At 43.8% G+C, this 16,373-nt stretch carries 15 protein-coding genes and 1 riboswitch; of the genes, 8 read left to right on the top strand and 7 right to left on the bottom strand.

Annotated features, from left to right (window positions below; all coding sequences use genetic code 11):
* Nucleotides 1-4: 4 nt before the first annotated feature.
* The gene (torR, locus tag OH463_RS01230) at nt 5-718 is read right to left on the bottom strand and encodes a two-component system response regulator TorR (RefSeq protein WP_005450350.1); all 714 of its coding nucleotides are present in this window, start codon (nt 716-718) and stop codon (nt 5-7) included.
* 233 nt (nt 719-951) lie between these two features.
* On the opposite strand from torR, the gene torD reads away from it, so the two are divergent.
* From torD to OH463_RS01205, 5 genes are all read left to right on the top strand, one after another.
* Nucleotides 952-1,599 (top strand): molecular chaperone TorD, encoded by a 648-nt coding sequence (gene torD, locus OH463_RS01225; RefSeq protein WP_009698288.1) that lies wholly within the window; start codon nt 952-954, stop codon nt 1,597-1,599.
* Nucleotides 1,600-2,045: 446 nt separating this feature from the next.
* On the top strand, nt 2,046-3,050 hold the full coding sequence (gene purR, locus OH463_RS01220) for an HTH-type transcriptional repressor PurR (protein WP_005450353.1): 1,005 nt from the start codon (nt 2,046-2,048) through the stop codon (nt 3,048-3,050).
* A 279-nt stretch (nt 3,051-3,329) separates the two neighbouring features.
* Nucleotides 3,330-3,419: riboswitch (cyclic di-GMP riboswitch) on the top strand.
* A gap of 116 nt (nt 3,420-3,535) precedes the next feature.
* Nucleotides 3,536-4,126 carry a TfoX/Sxy family DNA transformation protein gene (locus OH463_RS01215; RefSeq protein ID WP_005450356.1) on the top strand — a complete coding sequence of 197 codons (591 nt, stop codon included), beginning with the start codon at nt 3,536-3,538 and terminating at the stop codon, nt 4,124-4,126.
* 120 nt (nt 4,127-4,246) lie between these two features.
* Entirely contained in the window at nt 4,247-4,936 is a 690-nt protein-coding gene (locus OH463_RS01210; RefSeq protein ID WP_005450359.1) for a TVP38/TMEM64 family protein, read from the top strand.
* Nucleotides 4,936-5,253 carry a putative signal transducing protein gene (locus tag OH463_RS01205; protein WP_269990323.1) on the top strand — a complete coding sequence of 106 codons (318 nt, stop codon included), beginning with the start codon at nt 4,936-4,938 and terminating at the stop codon, nt 5,251-5,253. The genes OH463_RS01210 and OH463_RS01205 overlap by 1 nt, the downstream gene beginning before the upstream one ends.
* 32 nt (nt 5,254-5,285) lie before the next feature.
* On the opposite strand, the gene OH463_RS01200 is transcribed toward OH463_RS01205, so the two are convergent.
* The 4 genes from OH463_RS01200 to topA form a co-directional block, all read right to left on the bottom strand.
* Nucleotides 5,286-6,089, bottom strand: a complete 804-nt coding sequence (locus tag OH463_RS01200) for an alpha/beta fold hydrolase (RefSeq protein WP_005450365.1) — start codon at nt 6,087-6,089, stop codon at nt 5,286-5,288.
* Between the two features lie 122 nt (nt 6,090-6,211).
* Nucleotides 6,212-7,669: a glycogen synthase GlgA gene (gene glgA / locus OH463_RS01195; RefSeq protein WP_222325731.1), complete on the bottom strand. Its 1,458-nt coding sequence runs from the start codon at nt 7,667-7,669 to the stop codon at nt 6,212-6,214.
* A complete protein-coding gene (gene glgC, locus OH463_RS01190; protein ID WP_005450367.1) occupies nt 7,659-8,876 on the bottom strand; it encodes a glucose-1-phosphate adenylyltransferase in 1,218 nt (405 codons plus the stop codon). Before glgC ends, glgA begins: the two co-directional genes overlap by 11 nt.
* 532 nt (nt 8,877-9,408) lie before the next feature.
* Nucleotides 9,409-12,039, bottom strand: a complete 2,631-nt coding sequence (gene topA / locus OH463_RS01185; protein ID WP_029789004.1) for a type I DNA topoisomerase — start codon at nt 12,037-12,039, stop codon at nt 9,409-9,411.
* A gap of 479 nt (nt 12,040-12,518) precedes the next feature.
* Between topA and OH463_RS01180 the strand changes: the two genes are divergently transcribed.
* On the top strand, nt 12,519-12,767 hold the full coding sequence (locus OH463_RS01180) for a YciN family protein (RefSeq protein WP_005450369.1): 249 nt from the start codon (nt 12,519-12,521) through the stop codon (nt 12,765-12,767).
* Between the two features lie 65 nt (nt 12,768-12,832).
* Here the strand turns inward: OH463_RS01180 and aroA are convergent, their stop codons facing one another.
* On the bottom strand, nt 12,833-14,113 hold the full coding sequence (gene aroA, locus OH463_RS01175; RefSeq protein ID WP_005450370.1) for a 3-phosphoshikimate 1-carboxyvinyltransferase: 1,281 nt from the start codon (nt 14,111-14,113) through the stop codon (nt 12,833-12,835).
* A gap of 329 nt (nt 14,114-14,442) precedes the next feature.
* The gene (locus OH463_RS01170; protein ID WP_005450372.1) at nt 14,443-14,919 is read right to left on the bottom strand and encodes a glycine zipper 2TM domain-containing protein; all 477 of its coding nucleotides are present in this window, start codon (nt 14,917-14,919) and stop codon (nt 14,443-14,445) included.
* A gap of 41 nt (nt 14,920-14,960) precedes the next feature.
* Here OH463_RS01170 and aat point away from each other — a divergent pair, with 41 nt between their 5' ends.
* The gene (gene aat / locus OH463_RS01165) at nt 14,961-15,671 is read left to right on the top strand and encodes a leucyl/phenylalanyl-tRNA--protein transferase (protein WP_009698295.1); all 711 of its coding nucleotides are present in this window, start codon (nt 14,961-14,963) and stop codon (nt 15,669-15,671) included.
* Nucleotides 15,668-16,369 carry an arginyltransferase gene (locus OH463_RS01160; protein WP_005450375.1) on the top strand — a complete coding sequence of 234 codons (702 nt, stop codon included), beginning with the start codon at nt 15,668-15,670 and terminating at the stop codon, nt 16,367-16,369. The genes aat and OH463_RS01160 overlap by 4 nt, the downstream gene beginning before the upstream one ends.
* The last annotated feature ends 4 nt before the right edge of the window (nt 16,370-16,373 follow it).

Here is a 16,373-nt window from a genome sequence, read left to right as displayed (position 1 = left end):
TGATTTAATCACCAGCAAACATGTAGCCTTCACCGTGAACCGTCACAAAGATTTGTGGGTTCTTAGGATCAAACTCCATCTTAGCGCGCATGCGGCGAATCAGTACGTCAATCGTACGATCATTTGGCGCATCCACTCGGTGGCTGATCATATTCAAAATACGCTCACGGCTTAGTACCTGATTTGGGTACGAGGACAGTGCAACCAATAACTCATATTCAGCTTTGGTTAGTTTCACTGGCTCACCATTACGGCTTAGAGCTCGACGCTGAATATCAAACGTCCACTCACCGAAGCGCACAATGTGTTCTTCATTAGTGTCGTTCGCTGCTTTTTGAGAACCGCTGCGTGCCGCAGAGATGCGCCATAGCAAGTTCTTCACGCGAACCAATAATTCCCTTAGTTCAAAAGGCTTTGTCACATAATCGTCTGCGCCCATTTCTAGACCAACGATTTTGTCAATGCTATCCGTGCGTCCTGTCACTAATATGATGCCGATATCTGATTGGCTGCGTAATTCACGCGTAAGCATAAGGCCGTCTTCGCCGGGCAGGTTAATATCCAGCATGATTAGGTCAACATCACCGCCTTGAAGCACTTCGCGCATCTCTGCGCCGCTTTCTGCTTCACTGACTTTGTAACCTTCATTTTGGAAATAGCCCGCGAGCTTACTGCGAGTTACAACATCATCTTCTACGACTAATACGTGATAGCTCATTTACACCACTTTCTGTCTTTTTTATTTTCCAAGACGTATTCTATTCATAACTAGTAACATTTCTAGTCATAGATACATTAAAAAGCAAGATTTTGCGATTTTATTGATTCAAAGCAAGCTTATTTACAGCCATTCACAAATACGCATATTTTCCAATAATGCATAACAATTATAGTTACTGCTATTCATCTTAATTGTTTACACTTAAGGGATAACCATTCAGGAGCAAAAAAATGCAAGAAGTGAAAGCTTTTAACGAGAAACGCGCAGAAATCTATTGGTGGTTTTCTAGCCTGTTCGCAAAAGAACTGACAGAGAAAGAACTAGAAACCTACCACAGTGTTGAAATTCGAAGCTTTTTAGCGGGTCTTGGTGAAAACGAATCACTAAAACCAGCTGTTGATACCCTTGTTGATGCACTCAACCGTTTACAAGACCGTGAAGACGCTCAGTTAGAATTAGCAGCGGACTTCTGTGAACTCTTTCTAAAAACAGAAAAACACGGCGCACTGCCTTATGCTTCAATGTACATCGGCGAATCTGGTTTATTAAATGATAAGCCAGCAGAAGAGATGGAAAAACTGATGGCAGACTTTGGTGTGCAAGTGGACGAAAATCTGAAAGAACCAGCGGACCACTTAGCGGTCGAGCTAGATTTTCTAGGCAACATGATTATCCGCTCGAACGAACTAGAGCAAGATAAACATATGGAAGAAGCGTTCGGAAAACAGAACGAGTTCATCCAACAACACCTTATGACTTGGCTGCCACAGTTTGCTGCTAAATGTAAGCAATTCGACGAATTTGGCTTCTACATTAGCGTTGCGCAACTATTAATTGCATTTTGTAAACTGGACAGCACCTACCTTCTTGGTGAATAATTGCCACCTATTTTGGGGAGTCTGTCATTCAGACTCCCTATTTTATTCGTTTGTTTTTAATCTGGCACAGAGAAATACAATCAATTTAGCCGTTAAAATGTGACCTCAGGGGCACAAAACAACTGCCTAGAATATTGCCAGCTTGCTCGCATCAGTCTAAAATGTGAGCGCAAACGATTAAATATGATTTATATGTAAACCGCTGAAATAAAGCGGTTTTTGTGTTTTCTTAACAGGATTGCTGACCAATTCCTCACTTATATAAGAAAGGAATATGAGACTCAGCGATAAATGTTGCTACAAACCTTTTTATACCGATTTCGGAACAACCGCTGCCAAATATCTCAGCAATGCCCCTATTCGCAGTTGCTCGGTTTGCGCAAGACCCTAAGCGTATGGTTGTCTTCACTACGGTATTTACAGTAGCTCGATACAGGACATCATTTATGGCCACTATTAAAGACGTTGCTCGCTTAGCCGGCGTTTCTACCACTACGGTTTCGCACGTAATTAATAAAACTCGCTTTGTTGCTGAAGCAACTCAAGAAAAAGTAATGAAAGCGGTGGATGAACTTAATTACGCACCAAGTGCCGTTGCGCGCAGTTTAAAATGCAACTCAACTCGTACCATCGGTATGTTAGTTACTCAATCTACCAACCTATTCTTCTCTGAAGTAATCGACGGCGTTGAGAGCTACTGTTACCGTCAAGGTTACACTCTGATCCTATGTAACACGGGCGGTATTTACGAGAAGCAACGTGACTACATCCGCATGCTAGCTGAGAAACGTGTAGATGGCATTCTAGTAATGTGTTCTGACCTTACGGAAGAGCTAAAAGAGATGCTTGACCGTCATTCAGACATTCCTAAAGTTGTCATGGATTGGGGTCCTGAAAGCTCACAAGCAGACAAGATCATCGATAACTCAGAAGAAGGCGGTTACATCGCAACAAAATACCTGATCGACAATGGTCATACTGATATTGCTTGTCTGAGCGGTCACTTCGAAAAAGCAGCTTGCCAAGAACGTATTGCGGGTTACCGCCGTGCCATGGCTGAAGCAAACCTAGCCGTTAACGAAGACTGGATTCTTGAAGGCAACTTTGAGTGTGACACGGCTGTCTTAGCTGCAGATAACATCAGTGCTATGGACAAACGTCCAACCGCTGTTTTCTGTTTCAATGACACAATGGCACTTGGCTTGATGAGCCGCCTACAACAAAACGGTATCAAAGTACCTGACGATATTTCTGTTATCGGTTACGACAATATCGAACTTGCTGAGTACTTCTCTCCACCGCTAACGACGATTCACCAACCAAAACGTCGTGTGGGTAAAAATGCATTTGAGATCCTACTTGAGCGCATCAAAGATAAAGAGCATGAGAAGCGTGTTTTCGAAATGCAACCAGAGATCGTTGTGCGTAATACAGTTAAGAAATTGAACTGATCTCTCGCTTGATTTTATAAAGCGCTCCTAGGAGCGCTTTTTTATTGCCTAAAAATAACTTTTTTTGGACATTTCATCAGAAAAATAATTTAAAGAACGAAGATAAGTTGCTGTTTTAACTCAAGGTAGCACATATCCTTGATAGACCTTTTGTATTACAATTATACATTCCAGCATATGAAACTTTACACATCAAATTACCACTATTAACTGAACCAAGATCACACTTCAACGTTTGAAACGTGATGTTAATTCAATATACGAAGTATCCTCAAAGAGTCACGCACAGGGCAAACCATCCGAAAGGGTGGGACGCAAAGCCTCCGGCCTGAACCATCTTATTAGATGGAAGGTAGCGGGGTTACCGATGGCAAATATGCATTAAGTGAGTTTACCCTTTAATGACATTGTGTCTGCATGCATTTGCTAATCTCTCGGACCTGATTTTTGGTGGCGTAATATTAATTACACCGAGATAACACACCATGGATAAACCGATACTCAAAGACTCAATGAAGCTGTTTGAGGCACTTGGTAATATCAAGTCGCGCTCAATGTTTGGTGGTTTTGGGCTCTTCGCCGATGAAACGATGTTTGCGCTTGTCGTAAACAATCAACTTCATATTCGAGCTGACCAACAAACTTCATCTGACTTCGAGACTCAAGGACTAAAACCGTACGTCTACAAGAAACGTGGTTTCCCAGTCGTTACGAAATACTATGCAATTTCTGATGATCTTTGGGACACAACCGACCGCTTGATTGAAGTTGCCAAGCAATCCCTCGAGACTGCTAAGCAAGAGAAAAAACAACAAGCAAGCACCAAGCCTAATCGATTGAAAGATCTACCTAACCTGCGTCTAGCGACTGAGCGTATGCTCAAGAAAGCGGGCATTGACTCTGTAGAGCAACTTGAAGCAGAAGGCGCGCTAAACGCATACAAAGCAATCCAAGATACGCATGCCTCTACGGTAAGCCTTGAACTGCTCTGGGCGTTAGAAGGTGCAATCAAAGGCACACATTGGAGTGTCGTACCTCAGTCTCGTCGAGAAGAATTGATGAGTGCTCTTTCCTAAAGCATTTATATCAGCATGACATTGAGTAAAAGCCGCAGTTTTCAAACTGCGGTTTTTTTTTGAAATTTTTTATTGCCCCATTCTGTCTTATTATCTAAGAAGCCAAACGGAGCTATTGATATGAATAAGAAACTGATTTTAGGACTGATCCTACTCGCGACGATTATCTTTTTAGGCGTGAATTTTGGTCAATACCTAACGCTAGAAAACGCGAAGGCGCAACAAGAAGCGTTGAACACTTTTATTAGCGAAAACTTCGTATTCGCTGCTGCCACTTATTTCTTTGCTTACATTGCCATCACTGCGTTTTCGATTCCAGGTGCAGCAGTGGTGACTTTGCTTGGTGCGGCGCTATTTGGTTTCTGGACAAGTTTGCTGCTGGTTTCTTTTGCCAGCACAATCGGTGCAACGATCGCCTTTTTAAGCAGCCGTTACCTATTGAGGGAATGGGTACAGAGTAAGTTTGGAAACAAGCTAGGTGCGATCAACCAGGGTGTAGAAAAAGACGGCGCATTTTACCTGTTTTCGCTACGCTTAATCCCTGTTTTTCCATTTTTCCTAATCAATTTGTTAATGGGTCTGACACCAATGACTATTGCTCGATTCTACTTAACAAGCCAAATTGGTATGTTGCCTGGCACCGCGGTTTATCTGAATGCAGGTACACAGCTAGCAACCATTGATAGTCTTTCTGGAATTGTGTCACCAACCGTATTAGCATCGTTTGCTCTACTTGGTTTGTTCCCTATTATCGCTAAATGGGTTATGAATAAGGTTCGCCCTGCACAAGTACAGAATGGAAACGCTTAATGAAAATATACATCGCTAAAAATCCGGCTGAAGCTCATATCGTTTGTGAGCTTCTTAAAACCGAGCAAATAGCCTGCGAAGTGCGAGGTGAAGGCATGTTCGGATTGAAGGGTGAGCTACCTTTTAGCGATGATACTGACCCGTATGTTTGGCTTTTACATCCGGAGCAACATTTGAAAGCATCAGCCATCGTCGAAGACTATCGAAAACAAGCAGAACTTATTTACCAAGATTGGCAGTGCCCACAATGTTCGGAGCAAAATGAAGGTCAATTTGGCGCTTGTTGGCAATGCGGATATCAAATAGGGGAGCCTTAATGGCTCCCCTATTCTTTTCAATCATTTTAAGTTTAAGCGGCTAAGCTTTGCTGCTTAATGAACTCGATAGAGTGTTGATTGAAGTCATCAGGTCGTTCTACATTGCACACATGACCACAGTCTGGAATCTCACGTAGAACACTTTGCTTATGTACCGCAACCATCTCTTTAACTGGCTTGATGAACATGTAATCCCTATCACCCATTAAATACAATGTTGGGATAGGCAGTTCACGATCTTTAAAGTATTTCATCAGAGGATTAACGTCAGCGGCTAAGATAAACCATCGTTTGAATTCTTTCTGGCACAATTTCTTTGCTTCGCGGATAAATAGGTGACGTGATTCTCGTTGGTTTTTTTGCGGCATAACAATGTAGGCAAACAACTTGTACAGCCACATATAAGGCAGAATGTGCTTTCCTAGATTACCTAACTTCACCAGGATTTGTGAGCGGGTATTTAAACGCGTAACTGCGCCACCAAGAACCATAGAGCGTACTCGCTCAGAGGCTAACTCAGCCAAATTACGAACAATAATAGTACCCAAAGACATACCGACAAAGTGCGCAGACTGAATCTTAAGATGATCCAAAACTTTTAGAATATCTTGAGTCACCGCCGTAAAGGTATAGCGACTTGTCATCAATTCTTTAAGCAGTTGGTTAGATTTTCCATGCCCTCGAAGGTCGATCAGCAGTAAGTTAAAGTGCTGCTTATACGCTTTGATCTGCTTAAACCATATCGAAGAACTGCCACCAGCACCATGCACGAAAACGACCCACTCTTTGCTAGTAGGGTGTATATAGGTTTTATGGAATAAAAGTGGCTGAGTCATGTATCAGTATGAAAAACATTCTTTGTGAACAGGAATGGATAAATGCTACCACACTCCTTATGGGTAAGATAATAAAGGCACCCTATTCGGTGCCTTTCGTTACACTTTTTAAAGATTTTGCGTCAATTTAACGCGGCTCTATACAACTGCAAGTATTCTTCCGCAGCTTTACGCCAACAAAAGTCTTTCTGCATTGCATGAAGCTGTACACGCCTTACTTCGTTCGGACTCTGTGCGTAAAGCAACAGTGCCCTTAGCATCGTCAATAACAACGCTTGTGGTGTTGGCTCATAGAATACAAAACCTGTGGCTTCTTCAAGATCTGCGTCGTAGTCATTAACACTGTCTTTCAAACCGCCTACACCACGAACAATCGGCAACGTGCCATAAGCCATACTGTAGATCTGATTTAAACCACAAGGTTCAAATTCTGAAGGCATCAGGAAGAAATCTGAGCCAGCCTCAACAAGGTGTGCGAGTTCATTATCGTATGCTTCAACAAAAACCAACTTATTAGCGAACTGTGCTGAGACGTCTCTCAGTTGGGCAGCAAGGATAGGATCGCCAGTCCCCACGACGACAACTTGAACATCATGTTTGAGGAAGTCAGCCAATGCTGGTAGCAAATAATGCACGCCTTTTTGTTGCGTTAAACGGCAAACCATACCAAACATAGCGCAATCAGATGCTTCAAGACCCAGCTTTTCTTGTAGGGCTCTCTTACAAGCGTTTTTGCCACGCACCATGCTTTGTCGGTTCGCTTTGTAGTTCAACGGTAAACTAGAGTCCGTTTCTGGATTCCACGCACTGTAATCACAACCATTTAGAATACCCACTAAATCGTCAGCGCGTTGTTGAAACTCCCACGCCATACCATGACTACCTAGCTCAGTCTTAAGCTCTTCTGCGTAAGTCGGGCTTACTGCATTGATTTTGTCTGCATTCATCACCCCCGCTTTGAGCATGGTGATGTGAGTGGCACTGACGGCTGCATCAGGCACATTTCGACTATGGAACTCTGGAAGGCATTGAACATCGTCGTAACTAAATACCCCTTTGAACACCGCGTTGTGAATTGAAATAACGCTGCGAGTGTTTGCAAAGAAGGCTTCATTGCCGTATCGATGTTTGAGCAAGAATGGGGCTAATCCTGTATGCCAGTCATTAGCGTGAACAATGTCCGGCTGGAAGCCAAGCTTAGGTAACATGTCCAAACACGCTGCACTAAAGAATGCAAAGCGTTCACCATTGTCTGTATAAGCTTGGTTGTTTTCGGCGTACATAGAAGGACGATTGAAATACGGCGGACAATCAATTAAGTAAACTGGATTATCCCCAAGCGTTAACTTAAGCACTCGGTACGCCGTATGTGGCCAACTCGTTAACTCTGTTTCTAGAACCGTTTCCGCTTCCGATAGTTGCTCAATGCCAGTATAGGCTGGAATAGAAATTCGTACATCTTGCTGAAGATTTTGAAGGGCTTCCGGCAGTGCCTTGGCTACATCAGCCAAGCCACCACTTTTAATTAGTCCTTCGACTTCAGACGCTACAAACAGAACAGACAAATTGTTAGTAGCCAACACGTGCTCCTTTTGGAATTACAACGATGCCATCATCTGACACATGGTAGTGTTTCTTATCTTCTTGTAGATTTACACCAATTTGCGTACCCGGCGCAATATCTGCGTCTTTATCTACAATCACGCGACGAAGCACACAACCTTCCCCGACTTTCACATCACCGAGCAAAATACACTGACTGATGTCACACGCCGAAGCAATGTTGCTACGGAAGCCTAATACTGATTTTTCAATACGTGAACCACGCACGTAGCTACCGTTACATACCAAGCTATCGATGATCTGAACTCGACCATTAACAGAGTCAGTAAATGTCGCTGGTGGCAATGGTGGGTAATAAGTATGAAGTGGCCATTTGCGGTTGTATAGAGAGAACGGTGCGTCTTTCTCAAGAAGATCCATATGAGCTTGCCAGTACGCATCAATCGTACCTACATCGCGCCAATATACTTCTTCTTTCTCACCCGTGATGCGGTTGGTACTGAAGTCATAAACAAACACATCACCACGCGGGAACATTTTAGGAATAATGTCTTTACCAAAGTCGTGCGTTGATGCTTCGTTATCAGCATCTTCAATAAGTTCGGCAAACAGTGTCTGAGCTTCGAAGATATAGTTACCCATAGACACGAGTGCGTGCTCTGGATCACCTGGGATAGATTTCGGATTAGCTGGCTTTTCTTCAAAGCCAATCATGCGACCTTCGTTGTCTACTTCGATAACACCAAATTGAGACGCTTCAGATAACGGCATTCTTAGCGCTGAAACCGTTAGCGAAGCCTCTTTCTCTTGGTGGAAAGCCAACATCTGTTTAATGTCCATTTTATAGATATGATCGGAACCAAAGATACATACTTGATCAGGTTCTGCCAACTCCATAAAACGCAGGTTTTGGTAGATAGCATCTGCCGTTCCTTCATACCAACGCTTGCCTGTACGCATCTGCGCAGGAATTGGGTCGATAAAGCGGTCGGTGATGCCATTGATGTTCCACCCTTTCTTCAAGTGGTGGAATAGAGATTGAGATTTGAATTGAGTAAGGACGTAAATGCGCATTAAATCCGCATTCACAAAGTTATTCAGAGCGAAATCAATAAGTCGGTAACTTCCGCCGAAAGGGACCGAAGGTTTACTGCGGGATTCCGTTAAAGGTCTCAAGCGAGAGCCTTCACCGCCAGCAAGAATCATTCCCAAAACACCAGCCATTCGTTGTTCTCCATATAGTTATAGCTTGGAACTGGTACTCGCTTGATATGAGCAGAACTCGGGGAGTCAAGCGAATACGTTAATACGTCCATATTGATGAGTTTCTATGAACCCTCACAATACGAACTGAAAAAGCTATTGCACATCCTCGTACGCACACGCCTTAGTTATTCTTTATTTTCGGCGCTAAATAACAGCATACAGTTGCATTATCTGTCTAATAAGTTATCGAACTGGAACTAAATTACAATTTAAAATATGCCATTCCGTGTAGTGTACAGATGTTGCTTACTCAATACGGTATCTTGATCACACAATGGGACGCAAACGATTACATTGTGAAAACAATTTACAAACCGATTAACTACACAAGTGCAGTTTTGCGACAGGATACGATGAAACTATGACCGTTGGATGAAAACAAGAATGGTGAAAAATGGAAGAAAAATGATTGGTGAAATGAATGAATTATAAAATAGCAGGTAAAAAATAAGGCAGCGTATGAGCTGCCTTATCGATTCAATCTCTAGGATTATGCTTTCGCTTTTTTGCGCTTGTCCGTGATTTCCCACTTACCATCGATAAACAATGCCGTCCAACCACTTGGTTTGCCATTGTCTTCAGTGCGCACGTAGTTCTCTTTGCTCTTGCGGCTAAAGCGAACAACAGCAGGGCGACCATCAGGGTCCGCAGTTGGCGCGGTAGTCAGATACTTAAACTTCTCAGGAAGACGTTCTTCGAAGCGAGCAAGTTCAGAAACTAATGGTGCACGAGTCTCACGTGATTTAGGGAAGTTACTCGCAGCCATAAACAGACCAGAAGCACCGTCACGTAAAACAAAGTACGCATCTGAGTTTTCACATGGAAGTTCAGGGAAATGAACTGGATCTTCTTTCGGCGGTGCTACTTCACCGTTCTTAAGGATCTTACGAGTGTTCTTACACGTTTCACTTGTACAATCCATGTATTTACCGAAGCGACCGTTCTTAAGCACCATGTCAGAACCACACTTGTCACACTCAACAACTGGACCATCATAGCCTTTCACTTTGAATTCGCCATGCTCGACGATGTAGCCTTCACAGTTCGGGTTGTTACCACAAACGTGCATCTTGCGTTTATCATCGATCAAGTATGCGTCCATCGCCGTTTCACAGATAGGACAACGCTTCTTAGCACGCAGAGCTGCTGTTTCCACATCTTCTTCTAGAACGTTGATGATACCGTCTTCGTCACCCAAGTTGATGGTTGTCTTGCAACGCTCCTTAGGTGGCAATGCGTAACCAGAACAGCCTAGGAATACGCCTGTTGACGCGGTACGAATACCCATAGGACGGCTACAAGTCGGACACTCGATATCTGTCATCACAATGTGATTCAACTTCATGCCGCCTTCGTTCTCGTCTTGCTCCGCTTTCTCTAGATCGCCAGTGAAGTCTGTGAAGAAGTTATCTAGAACATCTTTCCACATCACATCGCCTTCAGCGATTTGGTCAAGCTTCTGCTCCATACGCGCAGTGAAGTCGTAGTTCATTAGATCGTTGAAACTGTCATCCAGACGGTCAGTAACAATCTCGCCCATCTTCTCTGCGTAGAAACGACGCTGTTCTACTTTTACGTAGCCGCGATCTTGGATCGTAGAGATGATTGAAGCGTATGTAGAAGGACGACCAATGCCGCGCTTCTCAAGTTCTTTTACCAGTGCCGCTTCTGTGAAACGTGCAGGTGGCTTGGTAAAGTGCTGTTTAGGATCTAGTGATTCAAGATCCAGCTTATCGCCCAGTTGAACAGCAGGAAGAATCGTATCTTCGTTTTTACCCATTGGGCGTTGAACGCGAGTCCAACCGTCAAACTTAAGAATACGACCTTTCGCTTTTAGCGTGTACTCAGCCGCTTTCACACTGATGGTGGTTGAATCGTATTCTGCAGGCGTCATTTGACACGCAACGAATTGATTCCAAATCAGCGCGTACAGCTTGTGTGCGTCCGCATCAACACCTTGTAGGTCTTCAGCTTTCACAGCAACATCGGAAGGACGAATTGCTTCGTGCGCTTCTTGTGCGCCTTCTTTGCTACCGTATGTTAGCGGTTTAGCTGGAAGGTATTTGTCACCGAACTCAGAACCGATGAAACCGCGAACTGCATCTACTGCTTCCGCGCTCAAGTTGGTTGAGTCGGTACGCATATAGGTGATGTAACCCGCTTCGTATAGACGCTGCGCCAGCATCATTGTCTTCTTAACGCCGTAGCCTAAACGAGTACTCGCCGCTTGCTGAAGTGTAGACGTAATGTATGGTGCAGACGGCTTACTTTTCGTTGGGCGGTCTTCACGCTTACATACTTCGTAGCTTGCGTTTTCCAGTACCGACATCGCCGCCTTGGTTTCAGCCTCGTTAACTGGCTTAAACGCAACGCCATCTTTCTGCGCAACAAGCAGTTTGAACGCCGTCTTATCTTTTGTGTGCGTATTTGCGTTGATATCCCAGAATTCTTCTGGAATGAAAGCGTTGATTTCACGCTCACGCTCAACCAGTAGTTTAACCGCGACTGATTGTACACGACCAGCAGACAGACCACGCGCCACTTTCTTCCATAGCAATGGAGAAACCATGAAACCTACTACACGGTCCATGAATCGACGTGCTTGTTGTGCGTTAACACCATCCATGTTTAGCTCACCAGGCGTCTGGAAAGCTTGCTGGATTGCATTCTTCGTGATCTCGTTAAACACTACGCGTTTGTATCGCTCTTCATCGCCACCGATGATCTCACGAAGGTGCCATGCGATTGCTTCCCCCTCGCGGTCTAAATCGGTTGCGAGATAAACGTAATCAGCATCTTTGGCTAATTTTTGCAGTTCGCTAACGACTTTTTCTTTGCCTGGAAGGATTTGGTAATTCGCATCCCAGTCATGATATGGGTTAATCCCCATTTTTTTGATTAGAGCTTTACGGTCTTTTTCTTTTTTGACACGCGCTTTTTCTTCCGGGCTCATTCCTTTAGTAGAAATGGCTGCGGCTTTTTTCTCACCAGTGCTTTGACCGGCCGTAGGCAGATCACGCACGTGACCAACACTAGACTTAACAATAAAGTCTTTACCAAGGTATTTATTTATCGTCTTAGCCTTGGCTGGTGACTCCACTATAACGAGCGATTTACCCATAACTGACTCTAACGTCCTTCATAATAATGCGGGTAACTAGCCCAAAGGAAGCTACCCGCATAATGTTCTATTTCATTGCTTCTTTTTTTACTATTGTGCGAGATGAAAAGAAGATCAACTGCTTTTTTGAAATTCAGATCCGATTGGTTGACAATTCATCGCCTTTGTACTTTGACGAGGCAGGGTACTGCAAAAGGTCTTGAGCGGCATATACTAAGCAGGCAAAGTTTCCTCTCGCTAGTCGAATTCGATAAATTTTGTCTCTCATCACAAAATAATTTGTCTTACGCGATCAGAACGTAAGCTTAAGTTATGCCAGTGAAATATCGGCTATTTGCAGATGAGAATCGCTTCGCTACTCCCTCTATATTAACGTGTGACGTTCGTAAAACACGCAATCACTGTTTTTAGTATGCAAACCCTTCACAATTGTGGGTATACTGCCCCCACTTAAAGTTTCATTGAATGACGAGAATGGTATGTCTGATAGAAAACACATTGAAGAGTTCGACCTTCTTTTAATTGCGAACCAAATCATCCAAGAGCACGATGACTACATTGAAGGCATGCGCGCAACAAGTGTAGAAGAAAAAGACGGTGTTTTGGTGTTTAAAGGTGAGTACTTCTTAGATGAAAAAGGTCTGCCGACAACCAACACTACTGCGGTTTTCAATATGTTTAAGTACCTAGCGCACCACCTTTCAAAAGAGTTCACATTGAACAAGTAAGCGCTTCAAATTCCAATAAAAAAGCCAGAGTCTCTACTCTGGCTTTTCACTTTCAATAAGGCGAATTAGCAGCTTAGTGCCTTTAACTTATCGAAGTAATCTGGGAAGGTCTTTGACGTACATTTAGGGTCGTTAATCGTCACTGGAGTATCACTCAGTGCCACTAATGAAAAACACATCGCCATGCGGTGATCATCGTAAGTATCAATCGCTGCGTGCGTAAGCTTAGGGACTGGTTTCACGATGATGTAGTCCTCACCCTCTTCCACCTCAGCACCGACTTTACGAAGCTCAGTCGCCATCGCTGAAAGGCGATCCGTTTCCTTTACGCGCCAGTTGTATACATTGCGAATTGCGGTTGTACCTTCAGCAAAAAGCGCTGTCGTTGCAATAGTCATTGCTGCATCAGGGATATGGTTATAATCCATATCGATGCCTTTTAACTGACCAACACGAGAAATGACGTAATCATCACCCCATTCGATTTCTGCACCCATTTTTTCAAGTGCATCAGCGAATTGGATATCTCCCTGAATGCTGTTCTTACCAATACCGGTTACTTTTACTTCACCACCCTTGATAGCAGCTGCGGCCAAAAAGTAAGAAGCAGAAGAAGCATCACCTTCCACCAAAAAATCACCCGGAGCGATATATTGCTGACCAGCTGGAATCACAAACTCTTGGTAATCATTGTTGATTACGTTGACACCAAACTGCTTCATAATATGGAGTGTAATGTCGATGTATGGTTTAGAAACCAACTCACCGTCAATATTGATGCGAATCTCACCATCAGCCAGCGGTGCTGACATTAAAAACGCTGTCAGAAATTGGCTAGAGATTGAACCATCAATCGATACAGAGCCAGACTTAAGTCCAGTACCAGTGATTTTCAGCGGTGGGTAGTTTTCGTTCTCTAGATATTCGACGTCAGCGCCTGCTGCTTTTAAGGCTGTCACTAAGTGACCAATTGGGCGTTCTTTCATGCGAGGTTCGCCAGTAAGAACGTATTCACCTTCACCTAAGCACAAGGCTGCTGCCAATGGGCGCATTGCTGTACCTGCGTTACCCAAAAATAGCTCAACAGGTTCAGAAACAGAAAATGGACGACCAAGCCCCTCTACAACACATTCTGTCTTGTCTTCAGACAACTGATACTGAACACCAAGCTTAGTCAGAGCGTTCAACATGTGGCGAATATCATCGCTGTCGAGAAGGTTGGTCAACCGAGTCGTGCCTTTTGCTAGAGCGGCAAGAAGCAAAGCTCGATTGGAAACGCTTTTTGATCCAGGAAGGTTCACTTCCCCTTGAATTTTATTGATAGGTTGTAACGTTAGGCTTTCCATTAAAAGTTGTTAATCCTTTGTGCTCTCACTTCACAATTTTTGAGAGCTAAACAATTCTTCGTGAATTCAGACTAACGAAAAAGCCACCACAAAACCAGAGCAAATCTACGCTAATTTTTGAATAATTAGTCAACTTCGTTTTTGCAGTACAAACATATACCCAAGTGACTTCAAGATGCATGGTTCAGACCGTTGTCATTGACTCGAGAGCAAAGAAAACAACGCAGTGTATTGGTTGCCAATTTTTGGCTTGGCTCCACTGAACCTTCAAATCCTAACCGCGCTAACAAACCAAGCCATTGTCGCGACCCCAAACATCTCGAGGTTACTTAATATGCAATATCAACCCTGACACCATCATCAAAATACAGAATGCGTACATCATCACCACGGTTAAACAGCATACTATTATCAACGTCTTGAATGACGTTGATAAGTTTGTTGCCATCAACCTTAATTAGCAGCTCAACCAATTTATACTCAACCGTGTATTCGTAGTTATTTCGATTTCGAACGACTGCGGCCCCCGCGAGTGCGCCCACGGCAGTTGCGACTTCTCTACCTGTGCCACCACCAAATTGGTTGCCAACTAGACCACCAATTGTGGCACCAAGAAGCGTTTCCCAACCGTTACTTTGTGATTGCTTTACTTCTTGTTGAGTTATGTATCGCACAGAATCGACTTTGCCATACACCACTTGATTGACTGGTTTTGCTACATTTCTTTCATAAGCTGCATTGGCGAAAAATGGCAAAAACAGTATGATCCATGCCCATCGTTTTATATTAAGTCTTTCTCTGCTCATAATAAGCTCCTATAGGCTCTGATGTTGGTAAACTTCTCTTTATGGCTATCTATTTAACTGAACTTGATGATTCGCTCTCTTTTCCATCTCCCTATGATGCGCTGAGCGATCCAAACGGTTTATTGGCGTTTGGTGGCGACCTTGACCCCGACCGCATCCTATGTGGCTATCAACAAGGCATTTTCCCTTGGTATGGTCCCGGAGAGCCAATTCTCTGGTGGAGTCCATCACCACGAGCTGTTTTCGATCCTTTGACCTTTACGCCTTCCAAGAGTTTGAAAAAGTTTCAGCGTAAACAACAGTATAAAGTAACGTTAAACAACGCAACCGAACGTGTCATTCAGTTTTGCTCTTCGACCCGCCCTGCGGAAGAGACTTGGCTCAATGACGAGATGCAAGCTTCTTATATCGAGCTTGCAAAGCGTGGTCATTGTCACTCAGTAGAAGTATGGCACGACGATCAATTAATTGGCGGTCTATATGGTATTAGCGTCGGTCGACTTTTTTGTGGTGAGTCGATGTTTAGCCTCAAAGACAATGCTTCAAAAATCGCATTGTGGTATCTGTGCGAACACTTGGCGTCAAATCAAGGTCAATTGATTGATTGTCAGGTGATGAACCCACACCTAGCATCGCTTGGTGCATTTGAACTCCAACGCGACGATTTCATACAAAAACTACTATCTTTAAGAGATAAGAAAACCGATTTGGGCACGTTTGAGCCACAGATTTTGCAGGGCGCGGTATCATGAGCACAGATCTCCAACATATTCGTATTGGGTTAACCAACAACCATCCATGCAGCTATTTACCTGAGCGTGAAGAGCGTGTGGCAGTAGCTCTTGATGCTGATTTGCATACAGAGCAAAGCTATCAAGTATTGATGGCTAATGGTTTCCGCCGCAGTGGAGACACCATTTACAAGCCGCATTGTCAGCACTGTAGTGCTTGTCAACCAATCCGAATCGCAGTACCGGATTTCGTAGCATCCAAAAGCCAGAAACGTTTGCTAAACAAAGGAAAGGCACTGCATTGGGAGATGAAACCTGAGCTCGATTCAAATTGGTTTGAACTCTACAGCCGTTATATTTGCGAACGGCACCAAAATGGTACTATGTATCCACCTCGGGAAGACGAGTTCGCGCGATTTGCTCAAACAACATGGTTAACGACTGGCTTTCTTCATGTTTATGATGACGAAGCGCGCCTAGTAGCCGTTGCTGTCACTGATATTATGGAGCATTGTGCGAGTGCGTTTTACACCTTCTTTGACCCAGATTATCCTTTGTCTCTCGGGACCTTAGGCGTGCTTTTCCAGCTAGAATACTGCCGACAGCACAACAAACATTGGCTGTATCTAGGGTATCAAATCGATGAATGTCCGGCGATGAACTACAAAACTCGCTTTCAGAGACACCAAAGGCTAGTAAATCAGCGTTGGCAAGGGTAGAATA

The sequence above is a fragment of the Vibrio sp. NFR genome (assembly GCF_027587095.1).
GTDB classification, from domain to species: Bacteria; Pseudomonadota; Gammaproteobacteria; order Enterobacterales; family Vibrionaceae; genus Vibrio; species Vibrio harveyi.
This window is presented reverse-complemented; position numbering and strand designations above follow the sequence as displayed.